A 19,755-nucleotide genomic window follows, 5' to 3' on the forward strand; every position below is an offset into this window, starting at 1 on the left:
ACTAAATTATAATTAAGTTAAACATCGTAAAAAAAGTGAGTTGCATTATCATTTACGGAAACCAAAATATACATTCGTAATACAATAAGAAAATTTATTTTATTAAATGTCCGATACTCAAGTACAAATTTTTGACACAACGCTTCGCGATGGCGAGCAGGTCCCTGGTTGCAAATTAAACACCGAACAAAAATTAATCATAGCTGAACAGCTCGATTTTTTAGGTGTTGATATTATTGAAGCCGGTTTCCCTGTATCTAGTCCTGGCGATTTTAAATCGGTTGAAGCTATATCTAAAATTGTAAAACACGCAACAGTTTGTGGCTTAACACGCTCTGTTGAAAATGATATAAAAGTAGCTGCCGAAGCTTTAAAATACGCAAAAAAACCTCGAATTCATACAGGAATTGGAACTTCCGATTCTCATATAAAATTCAAATTCAACTCTACAAGAGATGCTATTCTTGAACGTGCTTTTCACGCCGTAAGTTACGCAAAATCTTTTGTAGAAGATATAGAATTTTATGCAGAAGATGCAGGAAGAACCGATAATGATTATTTAGCGCGTGTTTGCGAAACAGCTATTAAAGCTGGCGCAACCGTTTTAAATATTCCAGATACTACAGGATACTGTTTACCACACGAATACGGAGCAAAAATTAAATACCTTAAAGAAAACGTAAAAGGTATTGAAAAAGCTATTTTATCATGCCATTGCCATAACGATCTAGGTTTAGCAACCGCAAACTCTATTGAAGGTGTTATAAATGGTGCGCGCCAAATTGAATGTACCATAAACGGTATTGGTGAACGTGCTGGAAATACGGCTTTGGAAGAAGTGGTTATGATTTTAAAACAACACCCCTATTTAAACTTAGATACTAATATTAAAACTGAGATGCTTTATGGTATTAGTCAATTGGTATCAGATAGTATGGGTATTTACACGCAACCAAACAAAGCTATTGTAGGCGCTAACGCTTTTGCACATAGCTCTGGCATCCACCAAGATGGTGTCATTAAAAATCGTGAAACCTACGAAATTATAGATCCAAAAGATGTTGGAGTTACAGAATCGGCTATTGTTCTAACCGCTAGAAGTGGTCGTGCAGCTTTAGCTTATAGAGCTAAAAATGTTGGGTACGAATTAACAAAACTTCAATTGGATGAAATCTATGTAAACTTTTTAGATTTTGCCGATAAAAAGAAGGAAGTTAATGATAATGACATCCATACTATTATAGAAAACAGCAGATTGTATAAAGAAATTATTTCAGCATGAAATTAAATATAGCCGTTTTACCAGGCGATGGTATAGGTCCAGAAGTTATAGCCCAAGCCGAAAAAGTCTTGAAAGCTATAGCTATGGAGTTTAACCATGTATTTACATTTCAACATGCTTTGGTTGGCGCTAGTGCTATTGAAAAAACGGGCAATCCGCTACCCGAGGAAACGGTTAACATTTGCGAAAATGCTGATGCTATTTTGTTCGGTGCTATTGGAAATGCTGCTTACGATTTAGATCCATATGCCAAAATAAGACCTGAACAAGGGCTTTTAAGGTTACGAAAATCCTTAGGTTTATATACAAACATAAGACCTGTAATTGCTTATGAGGATTTACTGAACAAATCATCTTTAAAGAAAAAGCAAATTACAAACACCAACATACTTATTTACCGCGAACTTACCGGAGGTATTTATTTTGGTGAAAAAAAATTGAGTGATGATGGCAATACCGCATCCGATATTTGCGAATATACCCGTTTCGAAATTGAGCGTATTGCTCATTTAGCTTTTAAAGCAGCACAATCCAGAAAACGCAAATTAACATTGGTTGACAAAGCCAATGCCATGGAAAGTTCTAGATTATGGCGTAGAGTGGTGCAAGAAATGGCACCACAATACCCAAATGTGCAATTAAATTTCATGTACATTGATAATGCCGCCATGGAACTTATTTTAAATCCAAAACAGTTTGATGTTATTTTAACCGAAAACATGTTTGGTGATATCCTTTCTGAAGAAGCCAGTGTTATTGTAGGTTCTATTGGCTTATTAGCATCTGCATCTTTAGGTGATAAACATGCCATGTTCGAACCTATTCATGGTGCCTATTCAAAAGTAGCCAATAAAGGTATTGCAAACCCCATTGCCTCCATTTTATCGGCAGCCATGTTATTGGAACATTTTGGATTAGACGACGAAGCTGCTTTAGTTAGAGAAGGTGTTGATAAATCGTTGAAATTACACATCACCACACCCGATTTAAACAGAAAGTACGACAACATTACCACCACAAAAGTTGGCGATTTCATTGAAGATTTTATTAATCATCCCGATGAAACCAATTTAAACTTTACCAATATACATTTAGGGCAATCCACAATCATTTGATTATTTGAGTTAGTCACCAAGAAAATTAAAATTTACGGGAAAGTCCTTAAAAGCGCATTGTTTACAGTGCGCTTTTTTAATTAACGTTTCGCAAGTTTTGCAGCAATAAAACTAATAATCACTATTTGTATAGCGTGAAACAGCATAAGGGGCAGTAAAACAATGCCAATAGCTGCCGTATTTCCAAAAAGAATTTTAGAAAAAACAGTACCATGTACCAACGATTTTTTCGTACCACAAAATTGGGCTGTAATTTGGTCTTCCTTATTGAACTTCAACTTTTCAGCCACAAACCGTGTAACAAAAAACACTAGGAAAAACAAAATCAACACAGCTATAAACATTAAAATCAAATCCAAAAGAGATACACCACTAAATATATCTTCGTAAAACGATTGTGCAAAACTCTTATAGATTATAAGCAAAATAACCGATTTATCAAATAACGTAAGCGTACTACTATATTTGTTCGCAAACTTGCCTAAAAAGCGCTGTAAAAAGATCCCAACAACCACAGGTAATATAATTTGTACTATAAGCTTTGTATAAATTTCGGTAAAATCAAAATCGGTTTGAGCACTATCAACAAACAGCCCCATCCAAAGTGGTGTAATGGCAATACCTATAATACCCGAAATACTCGCATTAAAAATAGCGGCGGGTACGTTACCCTTCGCAATAGACACCATAACTACCGAAGACGACACTGTTGATGGTAAGGTCGCCAAAAAAAAGAATGCCAGCCACATAACTTCTTGCTCTTGAGTTCTCAAAAAAGGGTGAAACACTAAAACAATCAGCGGAAATATAATAAATGTTGAAGCCTGTACTAGTAAATGGAGCTTCCAATTTTTAAGACCCGATTTTAATTTATCAGGACTTAACTTCAACCCATAAAAAAAGAAAATTAACGAAATCCCTATGGTAGAAATCGTATTTATAGGTATAGGGCTTTGCGGTATTCCCCAAGTGGGAAAAAAATAGGCGATAGCAATTACGACTATAATAGATAGAACAAACTTGTCAATTTTTACTTTCATGCACGTTTAAACAAAATGAATATTAAAATTATTTGGGCGTTACCCTGCGGGTCGCGCTTTCCGCACTACACGGTAGTTTGCTTCAATCGCTAACGCGGGCATATTTGCTAATTTGCATCTTATCAGGAAATGAATTGCAACTTAACAAGGTTATTTGCTAACAAATTCTTGAAAAGCATCGTTGTAATAAATAGTTATTTCTGTTCCTTTCTCAATATCTGTTTTAGCCACAAATGTTTGAATTAAATTCTCAAAATCACGTTTAGAAACTTCCGCAGTTGGTTCATTACTATGGTTAAAAAAACTACCCACATCACTAATGCAAATAGCATCATATTCTTCAATCCAAGGAAATTGAAGTGTCGCTAAAACTTCTGGCAAATTTTCATTCACATGAATAAGTGCCATATCACAGGTCGCCAACAATTCACCTTTTCTAATATTTCGAGTTGCAAAAACACCTTTCCCGTGTACTAACGATTGTTTTACTTCTACCATAATAACTTGAATTTTCTATATAGAAATTAAAAACTTTGTAACCAATCAAACAATCTGTCGGGCCATGTTTGTAAATAACCACTTCCTATAGCTAAACTAAAACCATGTCCACCTTCCGGGTAAATGTGCATTTCCGTTTTAACGCCTTTATCCTTTAAAGCTTTGTATAGATTCAAACTATTTTCTACTGGCACTGCAGCGTCATCAGTAGCATGCACTATAAATGTTGGAGGTGTGTTTTCAGTAACCTGTAATTCATTTGAATACTGATTTATTAAGACATCTGTCGGATTTTCACCCAATAAACTCAATCGAGATCCTTTGTGTGTATAATCCGTTTTCATGGTGACAACGGGATAAATTAATATCATAAAATCGGGTCTTGCAGAAATAGCATCAATGGTAGTTTCTTTAAAAATGTTTGGCTTATCAAATTGAATCCCTAAAGTAGACGCAACATGACCACCAGCTGAAAAACCCATAATACCAATTTTGTTTGGGTTTACTTGCCATTTCTCAGCTTGTGAACGCACTATTCTCAAAGCACGTTGCGCATCTTGCAAAGGTGCTTCATAAGATACTTTTACCGATTTTGAATTTGGCAATCTGTATTTTAAAACAAATGCAGCTATTCCTTTCGAATTATACCATTTTGCTATATCTGTACCTTCCCAATCGTAAACAACATATTTATAGCCCCCACCCGGACAAATTATAACAGCCTTTCCTGTTGCACTTTTTTTAGTTGGTAAAAACACTTCTAACGTTGGTGTTTGGACTAATGAAATTCGTGTTGCATCCGTACTTAAAACAATTTCTTTGTCGTTAGATTTTTGACTATTTGGAATATCTCCATTCCATAACGGAATTATTTCATTTTGTGAAAAACTATTCAGCATAACTAAAGAAAGACAAAAAGTTAGAAACGTTTTATTTATTGGCACAGGAACAAATTTTAATTATTTCTATAAAGGAAATTTAGCTTTTATCTTATCCAAGCACAAATTATGAATACTACCAACATGCGTATGTTTTTTAGAGGTATCTGGTTTATAAGTTCCATCTTGAACTTGACCGCCTATTTTTTGGTAGGCTTCTCTAAAACTTTGTCCTTCAACAACTAGTGTATTAATATTATCGACTGTAAAAAGGTATTTATACAAATCGTTATGCACATCAACATCTTTTACAATGGCTTGTTTAATAGAGAAATTGAAAATATCTAAAATATCTTTTACATCTTCGAAAGCAGCAATCATATTTTCTTTTAATAACTGAAAATCTCTGTGGTATCCACTAGGTAAATTATTCGTTATTAAAACCATTTCCGTTTGCAGTGCTTGTATCTTATTACATTTACCACGAATCAATTCAAAAACATCTGGATTTTTCTTATGAGGCATGATGCTACTTCCTGTAGTTAATTCATCTGGAAAGGAAATAAACCCGAAATTCTGACTCATATACAAACACACATCCATAGCAAAACGGCTCATGGTGTTGCATAAACTCCCTAAACTTGCCGCAATGGTACGCTCACTTTTGCCACGACTCATTTGTGCTGCCACTACATTGTATTTAAGCGTTGAAAAATTCATTTCTTTAGTCGTAAATTCCCTATCAATTGGGAATGAACTTCCATAACCAGCCGCAGATCCTAATGGGTTTTGGTCGACAGTTTTTAAAGCGGCATCTAGCAAATACACATCATCAATCAATACCTCTGCATACGCCGAAAACCATAATCCGAACGATGATGGCATAGCGACTTGCAAGTGTGTGTAACCCGGAAGCACCTTGTCTTTATAAGTATCTGCTAAGCCTAAAAGGGTTTCAAAAAGTGTTTTGGTTTTATCTTTTACAATGCCTAAATTTTCTTTGTAGTATAATTGTAAAGCCACTAAAACTTGGTCGTTTCTAGAGCGAGCTGTGTGGATTTTTTTTCCTACCTCACCTAAAGTTTTTGTTAATTCAAACTCAATTTTAGAGTGTACATCTTCAAATTGGTCATCAATTACAAAAGTACCATTATCAATTTGTGTTTCAATCTTTTTTAAACCACCCAATAATTCGACCAACTCATTAGTTGTAAGAATCCCGATTTTTTGAAGCATTTTAGCATGTGCTTTCGATGCTATCACATCGTATTTTGCTATATGGACATCAATTTCTCGGTCGTTTCCAACAGTGAATTGTTCTATTTTTTTATCGATTGATATGCCTTTATCCCAGAGTTTCATTTTGTAATGTTTATTTGTTTATGCGTTTATTTGTTAATTATAATTTCGTCATTGCGAACAACGTGAAGCGATCTTTTTACTAGTTTTCAACTCATGAGATAACCACGTCGCTTTGCTCCTCGTTATGACGTTAAACGATTACCCGATTCAACAATTCAACATAAATTTCTATACCTTCTTCTATTTCATTTAAATAAATAAATTCATCTGCTGAATGGGAACGTGTGCTGTCACCAGGACCCATTTTTATTGATTTACAAGACAACCAAGCTTGATCTGATAATGTTGGCGATCCGTATGGTATTCTTCCCATGGCAATTCCTGCTTTTATCAAATCATGACTCACTGGAATTGATGATGAATTTAAATGTAAACTTCGCGGCACAATGCTAGAACATGGTGCGTTTTTTTGTAAAAACTCAGCAATTTCAGTATTGGTATATTTATCGTTTACACGTACATCGATGACTAATTCTACATCGGCAGGTACCACATTATGTTGTTTTCCAGCGTTTATTTGTGTGACTGTTAGTTTCACGTCGCCTAAAGCTTCCGAGGTTTTTTCAAATTTCACATCTTTAAACCATTGTAAAGTTTCAATCAGTTTATATATAGGGTTGTCATCATTTGGATGTGCTGCATGACTTGCCGTTCCTTTCACTTTAGCATCGAACACCACCAAACCTTTTTCGGCTACCGCTAAATTCATTAAGGTTGGTTCACCTACAATAGCGACGTCAATCTTAGGTATGATTTTCAGCATGGAGTTTAACCCGTTTGGACCACTGCTTTCTTCTTCCGCGGAAGCGACTAAAATTAAATTATATTTTAAATCTTTATGATTGTAAAAATGGGTGAAGGTTGCTATTAAGGAAACCAAACATCCACCAGCATCATTACTACCTAAACCGTATAATTTACCATCTTCAACAATGGCTTTAAGCGGATCTTTGGTATATGCTGAATTTGGTTTTACCGTATCGTGGTGCGAATTCAATAACATGTTGGGTTTGCTAGCATCGAAATGCTTATTAACTGCCCAAACATTATTTTGATTTCGTTTATACTCAATATCATTTCGCTTAAACCAAGCTTCTATATGTGATGCTGTTTGATCTTCTTCCGATGAAAATGATTGCGTTTCTATTAACTGTTTTAATAGTGCAATTGCATCGGTTGTTAATTCTTTTAAAGCCATTTTATAAGGTTATTCTTGTAAAATTATCATTTTCTTGGGTTAACATATTAGTATTTCCCATGTTGATGGTTTTTACACCATGGTTCAAAGCATCGAAACAATTTTCCAATTTAGGAAGCATGCCATCTGCAATAATGCCTTGTTCTAGTAATTCTTTATATAAGCTAGAATCGATGTGTTTTATTACCGAATTTTTATCGTTGATATCTTTTAAAACACCATCTAATTCAAAGCAGTAATAAATAGAAGTTTCATACAAATTACTCATACCGACAGCTAATTGTGATGTAATGGTATCAGCATTTGTGTTTAGCAATTGTCCTTTTCCATCATGCGTAATCGCACAAAAAACAGGTGTAAAATCGGCTTTAATTAATTTATCAATAGAATTATGAGCTACTTTTTTAACATCACCCACAAATCCGAAATCAACATCTTTTACAGGTCTTTTTTCTGAAGTCATACTATTTATATCGGCTCCAGTTAACCCGATGGCATCTATATTTGAAGCTTGTAACTGTGCTACAATATTTTTATTTACCAAACCACCATACACCATGGTAATTACTTCTAAAGTTTCTGCATCGGTGATGCGTCTGCCGTTTATCATTTTAGATTCAATTCCTAACTTTGCAGCAATAGCCGTGGCACGTTTTCCACCGCCGTGTACTAAAATTTTCTTACCTTTTAAGTTAGCGAATAGTTTTAGAAAGGCGTTTAAAGACGTATCGTCCTCAATAATATTTCCTCCTATTTTTACTATGGATAGTTTTTCCATTTCTTTCACTCTGCCCTTTCCTTTGGAAAGGGAACTTGTTTTTTGTTATGTTTTATATTTATCAATACGATGTGATTTTCACAATGAATCAATCTGTTTCTAATGAAAAGATTGCTTCGTTCCTCGCAATGACGTTATGAATTTACTTTAAATCTTCTAATATTTTTTTCAACACTAATTGTGCGGCGTAGGTTCTGTTATTTGCTTGCTCGATAACTAACGAACTATCGCTATCCAACACAGCATCTTCAACAATTAAATTCCGTCTTACTGGTAAACAGTGCATAAATTTAGCATTTCCTATTTTTTCTTTAGTAATCATCCAATTTGGGTCGGTATTCAATACTTTTCCATAATCTCCATAACTGCTCCAGTTCTTAACATATACAAAATCGGCATCTTTTAAAGCCTCATTTTGATTGTAATTTACAGTGCTTTCTCCAATAATTTCCGGATTTAAATCGTAGCCTTCGGGATGTGTAATAACAAACTCTACATCCATTTTTTGCATGGCTTCTACAAAACTATTTGCCACAGCATGCGGCAACGCTTTTATATGCGGCGCCCAACTTAAAACGACTTTTGGTCTTTCTTTTTTGGTGTTTTCTGAAATGGTAATAGCATCGGTTAACGCTTGTAACGGATGACCCGTAGCACTTTCCATATTTACAATAGGCACAGAAGCATATTTTACAAATGCTTTAAGTACTTGCTCGCTTTCATCCTTTTCTTTATCCGTTAAAGATGGAAACGCTCTTACCGCAATAATATCGCAGTATTGAGATATTACGGCCGCTGCTTCTTTGATATGTTCTGCTGTGTTTCCATTCATGATAGTTCCATCTCCAAATTCAATGCCCCAAGCATCACCAGAAACGTTCATAACTATAGGATCCATACCTAAATTTAAAGCTGCTTTTTGCGTGCTTAAACGGGTACGTAAACTAGAATTGAAAAATAACAGGCCTAAGGTTTTATTTTTTCCTAATTCTTTATAGTTAAGCGGATTTCTTTTTAATGCTTTAGCTTCCTGAATCCAAGTGTTGATATTATCTATATCTTGTATGGAGATGTAATGTTTCATTCTTCTTGTTTTTATATCAAACCTACAAGGATTTAAAACCTTGCAGGTTTATTTTATTTTAGTAAACTGAATTTTATTTTCGAAGGCATTCACAATGAAATTATCTTCCAAACCGTTTACAATCCATGTTTCTATATTTGCTTTTTTTGCTACTGAAGCAGCTTCTATTTTCGACTGCATACCACCACTACCATGTGATGATTTTGAATTGACCACTTGTTTTGCTAATTCATCAAAATCTTCGACCAATTCAATGGTTTTTGGCGTACCATTTTCCATCGATTCTTTGGTGTAAATACCGTTTGTATTGGTTGCAATAATGAATAAATCTGCCTTTAAAAGGGATGCTGTTAACGCTCCTAATTTATCGTTATCACCAAATTTAATTTCATCAGTCGCTACAGTATCATTCTCATTAATGATGGGAATGAAATTATTAGCAACCAACACATTAATGGTGTTTACAATATTGGTTCGGCTTTGTTCCTTTTCAAAATCGGAATACGATAATAAACATTGTGATGTTGCCAAGCCACACTCTCTAAAAATATCTTGATAAATACGAATTAAATGCGGCTGACCAATAGATGCCAAGGCTTGTTTCACCTTAATTTCCTTGCCCTTGCTTTCCAATTTAACAAACTGTTTTGCAGCAGCAATAGCGCCAGAACTTACAATAATAAACTCGCAAGTATCTTGAAGTTTTGCCATTTGATTTGCCAAATCTTCAATTTTACCCCAAGAAATATTATCGGTTTCTTTGGTAAGCGTGTTGGAACCAACTTTAAGTAATATGCGTTTTTTCTTCATCTATTTAAACCTTCGCTTGTTAATTGTAATTTATAGCAAGCGTTTTAAATGCCCATTATGGGCTTATCTTATTTGTCCATTTCCATGAACATACCATTTATTAGTAACTAAATGTTGTAAACCTATGGGTCCGCGTTGGTGTAATTTATCGGTACTTATTGCTAATTCGCCACCTAATCCCATCTGGCTTCCATCGGTAAAACGAGTAGAAGCATTGTGATAAACCGCCGCTGTGTCTACATTTTCCATAAAGGTTTCAGCAACTGCGTTATTTGTGGTAATAATAGATGCTGAATGACCTCCAGAATATTTGTTTATCATAGCAATAGTCGCTTCATTAGATTCTATTTCTGCAATAGCAATTTTATAATCTAGAAATTCTTTATACCAAATAGCATAAGATTCAATAGCTTCAACACCTTCAAATTTCACAAGTGCTTCATCTCCCAAAATTTGCACATTGAATTCTTTTAATTTTGAAATTAATGTTTTAATAAAAGCCTCCTTATTAGGTAGATTTTCATCAATTAAAACCTTATCTAAAGCATTACAACCAGAAATTTTAGCAGTTTTAGCATTAATAATCACTTTTAAAGCAATATCTAGATCTGCTTCTTTATGAACGTACAAGAAATTATTTCCCCGACCACTAATAATCACCGGACAATTAGCATGTTCTTTTACAAAAGCAATTAAACGTTCACCACCACGAGGCACGATTAAATCAAGTTTCTGTGTCGGTTTTTCTAAAAATGCTTGGGTTTCGGTTCTGTTGTATTGTAAATATTCAACCCAATCGGTTGAAGCACCTTGACTTTTTAAAGCCTGGTGCCATAATTCAACAATCTTCAAATTCGATTTTAAAGATTCTTTTCCGCCTTTTAATAAAATTTTATTCCCTGATTTAAAAGCAATTCCCGCAGCTTCCACTGTTACATCTGGACGCGATTCATAAATAATCAAAATCGTTCCAAACGATGCTGTTTTATTATAAACCTGCATGCCGTTTTCGTGTTTAAAGCTGAAACGCTCTACACCAACCGGGTCTTCTTGTGAAGCCAAATGTGTTGCAGATTTAATCATTTCATCTACTTTTGAATCATCAACTTTTAAACGATCGTACATAGAAATATCATCACCATCATAGGCTTCTAAATCGCCTTTATTGATTTTCATAATAGCGTCTCTTTCTTTGTCTAAAAGTTCTGCCATTTTTAGTAATACAGCGTTTCTTGTTTCTATGTTTAATAACGTATTCATTTTTTTTATTTTTTCAGTTGCAAAGCTTCAAAGTTTCTGAGACTCAAAGCTTTGATACTTAGTAACTTTGCAACTTATTTTTTCTGAACTTTTAAATTCTCAGGCTTTCTAAGTTTTTAGTTCAAAATTTTTAATTTACATGTTAGCTTAAAGCCTTTTTTAAAGCTTCGAAAAATTGATCAACATGCTCTTTTTTAATGGTTAACGGTGGCAAAATTCTAATTAATTTTTTATTAGAAGCGCCTCCTGTAAATATGCGATGTTCGTAAATGAGTTTTTTTCTAAGTTCTCCAACTTCAAAATCAAATTCCAACCCAATCATTAAACCTCTTCCTTTAATATTTTTTATCTGCGGAATAGTTTTAGCCACAGAAATAAAATACTCAGAAATAGTATTCACATTAGCTATTAGATTTTCATCTTCAATGGTATTTAAAACTGCTAATCCCGCAGCACAAGCCAAATGATTACCACCAAAGGTAGTACCTAACATACCATGTTTCGCTTCAATATCTGGATGAATTAAAATCCCTCCAATAGGGAATCCATTCCCCATACCTTTAGCAATTGAAATTACCTCTGGCGTTACATTGTAATACTGAAACGCAAAGAATTTTCCAGAACGTCCGTAACCCGCTTGCACCTCATCTGCAATAAAATAAGTGTTGTTTGCTTTACAAAGTTTATCAACTTGCTCGAAAAATTCGGCAGTTCCTTGGTCTAAACCACCAACACCTTGAATAAATTCTACAATAACCGCACAAACATCGCCTTTTTCTAATTCTCTTTTAACACCTTCAACATCATTCAACGCTAAAATAGTGACTTGTTGTTGGGCATTGATTGGGGCAATAATATTGGCATTATCGGTTGCTGCCACTGCTGCCGATGTACGCCCATGAAACCCATTTTTAAAAGCGACAACCCGTGATTTTCCTGTTTTAAACGATGCTAGTTTCAATGCGTTTTCGTTGGCTTCAGCACCGGAATTACATAAAAATAATTCGTAGCCTTTGCAACCAGAAAGCGCTTCAATTTTATTAGCAAGTTCAACTTGTAATGGATTTTGAATCGCATTAGAGTAAAAACCAAGTTTCGAAACCTGATTCGTAATAGCAGTAACATAATTTGGGTGGGAGTGCCCAATAGAAATCACGGCATGACCTCCATAAAGGTCTAAATATTCAACACAATTTTCGTCATAAACATGCATGTCTTTGCCCGAAACTGGTGTTACATTGTATAATGGATAAACGTCAAATAATGGCATTTTAATTCTTTTTAATTTGATTAATTTTTTCGAAAGAAGCAATAATACCTTGTATCAAAGCCGAGCTTAAACCTTGATGTTCCATGGCATTTAACCCTTCAATAGTGCAGCCACTTGGTGTCGTAACACGGTCTATTTCTTGTTCTGGGTGTTTACCCGATTCTAGTAATAAACTCGCAGCGCCAAAACACGTTTGAGTTGCTAATTGATGTGCTTCGTGGGCTTCAAAACCTAATTGAATAGCTCCTTGTGTAGTCGCACGCACAAGGCGCATCCAAAACGCAATGCCACTGGCACAAATAACGGTTGCAGCTTGAATTAAATCTTCTGGAATCACCAACGTGGTTCCTAATTGGTTAAAAACTTCTTGAGCTAAACCAACCTTATCTTGCGCTTTTTCATTAGCGGCAATGCAAGTCATCGACTTTCCAATAGAAATTGCTGTATTTGGCATCACACGAATAATGTTTTTGTCTTTCCCAATAATCCCTTCAATTCTAGGAATTTCAACACCAGCAGCCACCGAAATTATGATATGTTTATCTGTAATTTTCGATGCTACACTTTCCAAAACAGCATTAATGTGCTTAGGTTGCAATGCAAAAATAACCATATCGCTGTCCTTAACCGCCGTTATATTATCGTTTGTAACGGTAACATAAGCTTCGGTTCTATAAACCTCAACATTCGCTGTATTTTTATCAGCTAAATACAACGATGTAAACGACTTATTATTGATAAGTCCTTTGGCGATGGAACTCCCTAAATTTCCAGTTCCTATAATGGCTATTTTCATATTAATTAAATTCCTCCCCTAACCCCTCCAAAGGAGGGGGAACTTGGGCGTGATTACTCATGTTTTTTTACTTTATTTTTATTTACCACAATCCATTCCCCTCCTTTGGAGGGGTTAGGGGAGGATTAAAAATAAGTCGCTTTTATTTGCAATCCTGTTGCTTCTTCTAAGCCAAACATCAAATTCATATTTTGAATCGCCTGTCCAGAAGCTCCTTTTAATAAATTATCAATAATACTGGTTACCAGTAATTTGTTATTATGTTTATGTAAATGAATTAAACACTTGTTCGTGTTCACCACTTGTTTTAAATGCAACATATCATCAGACACAAACGTGAATTTAGCATCTTTGTAAAATGCTTTAAATATTTCTTTCGCTTCCTCTAAAGTACCATCAAAACTAGTATACATAGTTGCAAAAATACCTCTTGAAAAATCGCCTCGATTTGGCATAAAAATAATTTCTGAACCAAATCCGTTTTGCAATTGTTTAACCGACTGGTTTATCTCCCCTAAATGCTGATGCGTAAAAGGCTTATAATACGAAAAGTTATTATCTCTCCAAGGAAAATGTGAGGTTTCAGACAATGATGTTCCTGCACCTGTAGCACCTGTAACTGCGTTAATATGTACATCGTTATTTAGTAATCCTTTTTCCGCAAGCGGCAATAATGATAATTGAATAGCAGTTGCAAAACAACCTGGGTTGGCTATATAATTTGCTTTCTTTATGTCTTCTCTTTGTAATTCTGGCAAACCGTACACAAAGGTTTTTCCATTAAAAACTTTATCATTTTCAAGTCGGAAATCATTTCCTAAATCAATAATTTTTGTGTTTTCAGAAAAGGTATTTGATGATAAAAACTTAATAGAGTTTCCATGACCTAAACATAAAAATAACACATCAACCTCTGGGTTAACAGTGTCTGTAAATTTCATGTCTAAATCGCCCAATAAATCTTGGTGAATACTGCTTATTTTATTTCCGGCATTGGATGTGCTATATACAAAGTTGATTTCTGCATGGGGATGATTAATTAACAATCTAACTAATTCGCCCGCTGTGTAACCTGCGCCTCCAATAATTCCGACTTGGATGTTTTTCATTGTTCTACTGTTTTTTATTCTATCGTCATGTCGAAATGAGGCACGATTGAGACATCACATAAAGTAGATTTCTAAAATTATGCGATTTCTCCTTTCGTCGAAATGACTCACTTCTTTTCATTTTAATACTATTTTAACTTTCGAAATTGTCAGCTTTAAAAAACCTGACTGTTTCATCAAAGCTACTATGAATTTACTTGATGATATATTTTGTTCTGGTTTCCTAAGATTTTAATAAATCCTTTAGCTTCATCGGCAGTCCAACCTTTATTTTCTTCACCGTAACTTCCAAACTTAGCACTCATTAAATCATGTTCCGAACTAATGCCATCTAATGTGAAATGGTATGGTCTTAAAGTAACCGTTACATCACCTGTCACTTTTTCTTGACTACTTTGTAAAAAGGCTTCAATGTTTCTCATTACAGGATCTAAATACTGACCTTCATGTAAATGCATCCCATAGAAACTTGCTAAATATTCTTTATGCTGTAATTGCCATTTTGTAAGCGTATGCTTTTCCAATAAATGGTGTGCTTTAATGGTAATTAATGCAGCTGGTGCTTCAAAACCAACACGCCCTTTAATGCCAACAATAGTATCACCCACATGAATATCACGACCAATAGCATATGCTTTTGCTAGATTATTTAAGGTTTCAATATTAATTTCAGGATCATTCTCAATACCGTTTACAGCTACTAACTCGCCTTTTTCAAACGTTAATTTTACTTTTTCATTTTCGGTATGTTTTAACTGCGACGGATACGCACTATCTGGTAATGGTTTATCCGATGTTAAGGTTTCGGATCCACCAACACTCGTTCCCCAAAGTCCCTTGTTGATTGAGTATTTTGCTTTTTCCCAAGACATATCGATGCCATTGGCTTTTAAATAGTCGATTTCTTCCTGTCTGGTTAATTTTTCATCTCTAATTGGCGTGATTATTTTAATTTCTGGCGCCAAGGTTTGAAATATCATATCGAAACGTACTTGATCGTTTCCTGCACCTGTACTACCGTGAGCAATATATTCTGCATTAATGCTTTTAGCATATTCAACAATTTCAATAGCTTGAATAATACGTTCTGCACTTACCGATAATGGATAGGTGTTATTTTTTAACACATTTCCAAAAATTAAATACTTCACTACTTTTTGATAAAAAGTAGCTACGGCATCAATATTCTTGTAATTTGTAACACCCATTTTATAGGCGTTTGATTCTATATGGTCAATTTCAGTTTTTGTAAATCCACCTGTATTTACGCTTACTGCATGTACTTCAAATTCTTTTGATAAACTTACTGCACAGTACGACGTATCCAAACCGCCACTATATGCTATTACTAGTTTTTTCATATCCTCTCCCTAACCCTCTCCAAAGGAGAGGGAATTTTTGTTAATTTATTTTTATTTATTTTAATTCTCTTATTTCTGCTTCAAAACAGGCGTTCACATAGTACTTGAAATTTAATTCGTCTCGTAACTTTCCTAACTTCTCAAGTTCTTGCACTAATACCGCTGACATTTTAGACAAAGTAACATGTGTCATTCCCAACAATTCATTGTAATGATGTACTTTAGGTGTTTGCGCTATGGAGATAAGAAATGTATCACTGTAAAATTCAGTTATTCTAGCCATCAACAACAAACCAAGGTTGTAACTTCTGTAGGCATTATCTACCCACAAAGAAGAACGCTCATAAACAAAATGCCCTTTAACTTGATGCTCATGAACAAAAATATGGCCAATAATTTGATCCTCTTTTTTCAATATAAAGCATCCGTTTTCTACACGTTTTTTCAGCATTTCAACACTCACAAAATACAGAGTAGGCAGTTCTTTGGACCTTTCTGAAATAATTTCTAACGATCTATTAGAAAGTTTATACACCAATTTTATTTCTATCCCTGCTTCTGCACAAAATGATTCTGCTTCTTCTATCACGCTATCAATTTCTATGTCTAATATTGTATTCATTTAATTTATATGACTCTTAATTTTGGTAAAACCTACCCATATTTTCAACAACAAAATCAACTTTTGATGTCATTAAAAATCTCCAACTAACATTACTTCTTATCCTTTTTTAAAAACATGGTTTGTTTTATGCTTTTAAGTCTATTAAAAACTTTTTCTTTTATTTTTTTGGGTTCAAATTTTTTAGCTTTCGGGTCGTACAACATGCCTGTACACAAGCACATTTTTCTGTTGGTACGTGTTAAAACATCATAATTTTTACAAGTTTGGCAACCATCCCAAAAAGTTGGATCATCTGTTAATTCTGAAAACGGTACAGGTTTATAACCCAAATCGGTATTCATTTTCATAACAGCTAAACCCGTAGTAATACTAAAAACTTTAGCATCTGGAAATTTGGTTCTGGAATGTTTAAAAACCTTATGCTTTATTTTTTTTGCTAGTCCCATATTTCTATAATCTGGGTGCACAATTAAACCAGAATTAGCCACATACTTACCATGACCCCATAACTCGATATAACAAAAACCTGCAAATTTATCACCATCTAAAGCAATAACAGCATTCCCGTTTTCCAACTTTTTCGTGATGTATTCTGGGGTCCGTCTTGCAATACCCGTGCCTCTAACAGCTGCTGATTCTGCAATAGTATCGCAAATAGTTTCTGCGTATTTTGAATGTGATTTATCTGCAATTACAATTTCCATTATAATTTAAAATATATTTAAAAGTTAAAGTTAATTTTTTTTAACTGAACTGGACTCACCTAGTTCAAAAAATAAAGCGCGCCACTAAGGGCGACGCGGATAGATGCGACACATTAAATATGTGTTGATGACTATATTAAATAAACTTTGAAACTTTATGGATGAAATTCTATACACTCTAAAAAATTAAATTACGTTTTGGTTTTTGCTCATTGAAAGACTAGAAGCTGCGACGAGTAATACTCGCGCGGAAACCGGGTGATGAAGGACGTATTTTATTTTTTAATGTATTCATGACGTAAAATTATGATTTTATTCATTACGTCTGTTAAAATTAGGTGGTTTTTTTGATAAAATTATGAATATCTCTACTTTTTAAGACTTTATTTTATATAATTTCATACATAAGACAATCCTAATCAAAAAAAAACAAATTATCTAAGAATCTAAATACCAAATATTAAGCATTTTTCACCTAATGAAAAATATCAGGAAACTTATTTTGTTATCCTACTCTTTGAAAACTACTTTTTATATTGAAATTCTCTTGTGGAGGTTTTGCTTTCTGTTGGAAAATCGCTTGGAATATTTGTTTGTTTTACTTTACCAGTTGCTGCCCATTCCACACCTCTTTTTAGAAGCGTTATAAAACCAACACATTCCAGTGCTGTTGTGTCGTGCCCTAATGTGGTATGAAACACTCTACCTTTACCATATTTGATGGTCATAACCACAGGTTCTTTTTGCTGTAATTCAGAAGCTTTTAACGTACTAACTGCTGTTGCTAAAACAGTTACATTTTCAGCAGGCCCTCTCATATAAGCGTAACATTCATCGTCTGCATGCATCCAAGTTAATGGCAAACCTTTTGTTATTGGGTGTTTTTTATTGTAAATAGTTACCAGAAAATCTTCTCTTTTACCATGCTTACCTCCAGGTCCTGGAGTGTAATCTTTTTTAGGCTTATTATATTCGTCTATGTAAAAATAGGGACCATTTTTTTCGGTTCTATTGCCCCAGCCGCCAATACCAATCATTTTATTGTATGCTTCCCATTCTGGAAAAGAATTATCAGCAGCATGTACACTTACAAAACCACCACCATTTTTTATATAATCATCAAATTTTTGTTGTGTTTCTTCAGGCCACGAAGCAGCTTTATATCCGAAATTAGAAATAACGACATCGTATTTAGAAAAATCAGGATTGAAATTTGGGTCAGTTATTGGCTTCCCTTCAACACCTTCCTGAACATTTGCCAATGGCAACCAGTCCTTGTGTGTTTCGCTATTGTTTAAATATTGAGTTCTTTCAATATCAACTTCAAATAAATTGGTTTCTTCTAAATATTGCTTCATCATGATGGTCGATTTTGGCCATACCGAATGATTATTTTGACCATCAACAATCAACACTTTTATTTTACCTTTATCTACATTCTCGGAAAATCCTTTTGTAAAAAAACAAAGACTGATTACTAAAAAAACAACTTGCTTCATCATAACAACACCTAATTTTTAATATTAATTTCTAGATACCTAATATCTTTTTTAAATAATTTTCATCTGGTTTTGCCCCTGCAAAATCATCAAAACTACGTTCTGCAGCTTCAATAATATAACTTTGAATAAATGGTGCACCTTCTCGAGCGCCTTGAGCAGACGATTTTATACAACATTCCCATTCCATAACTGCCCAAACATCACACCCATAAGTGGTTAGTTTAGAAAATATTCCTGAGAAATCTACTTGTCCGTCACCTAAAGATCTGAATCTTCCAGCACGATCTTTCCAATCGGAATACCCACCGTAAACACCTTGTTTTCCTGACGGATTAAACTCGGCATCTTTCACATGAAATGCTTTAATACGTTCGTGGTAATAATCTATAAACGTTAAATAATCCAACTGTTGAAGCACAAAATGACTTGGGTCGTATAAAATATTAGCACGTTTATGGTTTCCTGTGGCTTCTAAAAAACGTTCAAAAGAAGTGCCATCGTGTAAATCTTCACCTGGATGCAATTCATAACAAATATCCACTCCATGTTCATCAAAATGATTCAAAATTGGCAACCAACGTTTCGCTAATTCTTCAAAACCCATTTCCACTAAACCTTGCGGACGCTGAGGCCACGGATACATGGTGTGCCATAATAAAGCACCTGAAAATGATGCGTGTGATTTTAAACCCAATCTACCACTTGCAGTTCCAGATTTTATAACAAAATCGATAGCCCATTCGGTTCTTGCCTTTGGGTTTCCTTTTACTTTATCTGGCGCAAAACCATCAAACAAGGTATCGTAAGCTGGATTAACAGCAACTAATTGCCCTTGCAAATGTGTTGAAAGTTCGGTGATTTCTAAACCGTATGAATTTACTTTTCCTTTTATTTCATCGCAATAAATTTGACTTTCTGCAGCTTTTTCAATATCGATTAATCCAGATTCCCATGTGGGAATTTGAATGCCTTTATAACCTAAATCGGCAGCCCATTTACATAAATTATCTAACGTATTAAATGGTGCTTCGCTTCCTGCAAATTGCGCTAAAAAAATGGCTGGTCCTTTGATTGTTTTCATAT

The 19,755-nt window shown here is 34.4% G+C and carries 19 protein-coding genes; 2 read left to right on the forward strand and 17 right to left on the reverse strand.

Translation table 11 applies throughout. The features are described 5' to 3' along the window. Window positions 1-106 precede the first annotated feature (106 nt). Both EV196_RS11450 and leuB read left to right on the forward strand, forming a co-directional pair. Window positions 107-1,282, forward strand: coding sequence for a 2-isopropylmalate synthase (locus EV196_RS11450; protein WP_132217900.1), 1,176 nt, complete (start codon window positions 107-109; stop codon window positions 1,280-1,282). Next, the gene (gene leuB / locus EV196_RS11455; RefSeq protein ID WP_132217901.1) at window positions 1,279-2,397 is read left to right on the forward strand and encodes a 3-isopropylmalate dehydrogenase; all 1,119 of its coding nucleotides are present in this window, start codon (window positions 1,279-1,281) and stop codon (window positions 2,395-2,397) included. The genes EV196_RS11450 and leuB overlap by 4 nt, the downstream gene beginning before the upstream one ends. A gap of 80 nt (window positions 2,398-2,477) precedes the next feature. On the opposite strand, the gene EV196_RS11460 is transcribed toward leuB, so the two are convergent. The 17 genes from EV196_RS11460 to EV196_RS11540 form a co-directional block, all read right to left on the reverse strand. Then, window positions 2,478-3,437 carry a bile acid:sodium symporter family protein gene (locus tag EV196_RS11460; protein ID WP_132217902.1) on the reverse strand — a complete coding sequence of 320 codons (960 nt, stop codon included), beginning with the start codon at window positions 3,435-3,437 and terminating at the stop codon, window positions 2,478-2,480. A 150-nt stretch (window positions 3,438-3,587) separates the two neighbouring features. Next, entirely contained in the window at window positions 3,588-3,935 is a 348-nt protein-coding gene (locus tag EV196_RS11465) for an SET domain-containing protein (RefSeq protein WP_132217903.1), read from the reverse strand. 26 nt (window positions 3,936-3,961) lie between these two features. Next, complete coding sequence (locus EV196_RS11470; protein ID WP_243652231.1) at window positions 3,962-4,879, reverse strand: alpha/beta hydrolase; 918 nt, start codon at window positions 4,877-4,879, stop codon at window positions 3,962-3,964. Window positions 4,880-4,900: 21 nt separating this feature from the next. Next, complete coding sequence (gene argH, locus EV196_RS11475) at window positions 4,901-6,175, reverse strand: argininosuccinate lyase (RefSeq protein ID WP_132217904.1); 1,275 nt, start codon at window positions 6,173-6,175, stop codon at window positions 4,901-4,903. A 130-nt stretch (window positions 6,176-6,305) separates the two neighbouring features. Then, window positions 6,306-7,373: a M20 family metallo-hydrolase gene (locus EV196_RS11480; RefSeq protein ID WP_132217905.1), complete on the reverse strand. Its 1,068-nt coding sequence runs from the start codon at window positions 7,371-7,373 to the stop codon at window positions 6,306-6,308. 1 nt (window position 7,374) lies between these two features. After that, the gene (argB, locus tag EV196_RS11485) at window positions 7,375-8,151 is read right to left on the reverse strand and encodes an acetylglutamate kinase (protein ID WP_132217906.1); all 777 of its coding nucleotides are present in this window, start codon (window positions 8,149-8,151) and stop codon (window positions 7,375-7,377) included. 142 nt (window positions 8,152-8,293) lie between these two features. Further along, a complete protein-coding gene (locus EV196_RS11490; RefSeq protein ID WP_132217907.1) occupies window positions 8,294-9,235 on the reverse strand; it encodes an N-acetylornithine carbamoyltransferase in 942 nt (313 codons plus the stop codon). Between the two features lie 48 nt (window positions 9,236-9,283). Next, window positions 9,284-10,045, reverse strand: coding sequence for a glutamate 5-kinase (gene proB / locus EV196_RS11495; RefSeq protein WP_132217908.1), 762 nt, complete (start codon window positions 10,043-10,045; stop codon window positions 9,284-9,286). A 63-nt stretch (window positions 10,046-10,108) separates the two neighbouring features. Then, window positions 10,109-11,305 (reverse strand): glutamate-5-semialdehyde dehydrogenase, encoded by a 1,197-nt coding sequence (locus tag EV196_RS11500; protein ID WP_132217909.1) that lies wholly within the window; start codon window positions 11,303-11,305, stop codon window positions 10,109-10,111. Window positions 11,306-11,447: 142 nt separating this feature from the next. Beyond that, on the reverse strand, window positions 11,448-12,575 hold the full coding sequence (locus EV196_RS11505) for an aspartate aminotransferase family protein (RefSeq protein ID WP_132217910.1): 1,128 nt from the start codon (window positions 12,573-12,575) through the stop codon (window positions 11,448-11,450). 1 nt (window position 12,576) lies between these two features. Beyond that, a complete protein-coding gene (gene proC, locus EV196_RS11510) occupies window positions 12,577-13,371 on the reverse strand; it encodes a pyrroline-5-carboxylate reductase (protein WP_132217911.1) in 795 nt (264 codons plus the stop codon). Between the two features lie 125 nt (window positions 13,372-13,496). After that, window positions 13,497-14,480 (reverse strand): N-acetyl-gamma-glutamyl-phosphate reductase, encoded by a 984-nt coding sequence (gene argC / locus EV196_RS11515; protein WP_132217912.1) that lies wholly within the window; start codon window positions 14,478-14,480, stop codon window positions 13,497-13,499. 185 nt (window positions 14,481-14,665) lie between these two features. After that, window positions 14,666-15,841: an argininosuccinate synthase gene (locus EV196_RS11520; RefSeq protein WP_132217913.1), complete on the reverse strand. Its 1,176-nt coding sequence runs from the start codon at window positions 15,839-15,841 to the stop codon at window positions 14,666-14,668. Between the two features lie 55 nt (window positions 15,842-15,896). Continuing rightward, the gene (locus EV196_RS11525) at window positions 15,897-16,463 is read right to left on the reverse strand and encodes a GNAT family N-acetyltransferase (RefSeq protein WP_132217914.1); all 567 of its coding nucleotides are present in this window, start codon (window positions 16,461-16,463) and stop codon (window positions 15,897-15,899) included. A 92-nt stretch (window positions 16,464-16,555) separates the two neighbouring features. Next, entirely contained in the window at window positions 16,556-17,170 is a 615-nt protein-coding gene (locus EV196_RS11530; protein WP_132217915.1) for a GNAT family N-acetyltransferase, read from the reverse strand. Between the two features lie 524 nt (window positions 17,171-17,694). Then, the gene (locus EV196_RS11535) at window positions 17,695-18,672 is read right to left on the reverse strand and encodes a ThuA domain-containing protein (protein ID WP_207902859.1); all 978 of its coding nucleotides are present in this window, start codon (window positions 18,670-18,672) and stop codon (window positions 17,695-17,697) included. 28 nt (window positions 18,673-18,700) lie between these two features. Further along, window positions 18,701-19,753: a sugar phosphate isomerase/epimerase family protein gene (locus tag EV196_RS11540; protein WP_132217916.1), complete on the reverse strand. Its 1,053-nt coding sequence runs from the start codon at window positions 19,751-19,753 to the stop codon at window positions 18,701-18,703. Window positions 19,754-19,755 lie beyond the last annotated feature (2 nt).

The organism is Mariniflexile fucanivorans (genome assembly GCF_004341235.1).
GTDB lineage: Bacteria > Bacteroidota > Bacteroidia > Flavobacteriales > Flavobacteriaceae > Mariniflexile > Mariniflexile fucanivorans.

Bases quoted from the DNA above. Each gene is read 5' to 3' on its own strand.
- EV196_RS11450 (WP_132217900.1), top strand. From the start codon at position 107: ATGTCCGATACTCAAGTACAAATTTTTGACACAACGCTTCGCGATGGC.
- leuB (WP_132217901.1), top strand. From the start codon at position 1,279: ATGAAATTAAATATAGCCGTTTTACCAGGCGATGGTATAGGTCCAGAA.
- EV196_RS11460 (WP_132217902.1), bottom strand. From the start codon at position 3,437: ATGAAAGTAAAAATTGACAAGTTTGTTCTATCTATTATAGTCGTAATT.
- EV196_RS11465 (WP_132217903.1), bottom strand. From the start codon at position 3,935: ATGGTAGAAGTAAAACAATCGTTAGTACACGGGAAAGGTGTTTTTGCA.
- argH (WP_132217904.1), bottom strand. From the start codon at position 6,175: ATGAAACTCTGGGATAAAGGCATATCAATCGATAAAAAAATAGAACAA.
- EV196_RS11480 (WP_132217905.1), bottom strand. From the start codon at position 7,373: ATGGCTTTAAAAGAATTAACAACCGATGCAATTGCACTATTAAAACAG.
- argB (WP_132217906.1), bottom strand. From the start codon at position 8,151: ATGGAAAAACTATCCATAGTAAAAATAGGAGGAAATATTATTGAGGAC.
- EV196_RS11490 (WP_132217907.1), bottom strand. From the start codon at position 9,235: ATGAAACATTACATCTCCATACAAGATATAGATAATATCAACACTTGG.
- proB (WP_132217908.1), bottom strand. From the start codon at position 10,045: ATGAAGAAAAAACGCATATTACTTAAAGTTGGTTCCAACACGCTTACC.
- EV196_RS11500 (WP_132217909.1), bottom strand. From the start codon at position 11,305: ATGAATACGTTATTAAACATAGAAACAAGAAACGCTGTATTACTAAAA.
- EV196_RS11505 (WP_132217910.1), bottom strand. From the start codon at position 12,575: ATGCCATTATTTGACGTTTATCCATTATACAATGTAACACCAGTTTCG.
- proC (WP_132217911.1), bottom strand. From the start codon at position 13,371: ATGAAAATAGCCATTATAGGAACTGGAAATTTAGGGAGTTCCATCGCC.
- argC (WP_132217912.1), bottom strand. From the start codon at position 14,480: ATGAAAAACATCCAAGTCGGAATTATTGGAGGCGCAGGTTACACAGCG.
- EV196_RS11520 (WP_132217913.1), bottom strand. From the start codon at position 15,841: ATGAAAAAACTAGTAATAGCATATAGTGGCGGTTTGGATACGTCGTAC.
- EV196_RS11525 (WP_132217914.1), bottom strand. From the start codon at position 16,463: ATGAATACAATATTAGACATAGAAATTGATAGCGTGATAGAAGAAGCA.
- EV196_RS11530 (WP_132217915.1), bottom strand. From the start codon at position 17,170: ATGGAAATTGTAATTGCAGATAAATCACATTCAAAATACGCAGAAACT.
- EV196_RS11535 (WP_207902859.1), bottom strand. From the start codon at position 18,672: ATGATGAAGCAAGTTGTTTTTTTAGTAATCAGTCTTTGTTTTTTTACA.
- EV196_RS11540 (WP_132217916.1), bottom strand. From the start codon at position 19,753: ATGAAAACAATCAAAGGACCAGCCATTTTTTTAGCGCAATTTGCAGGA.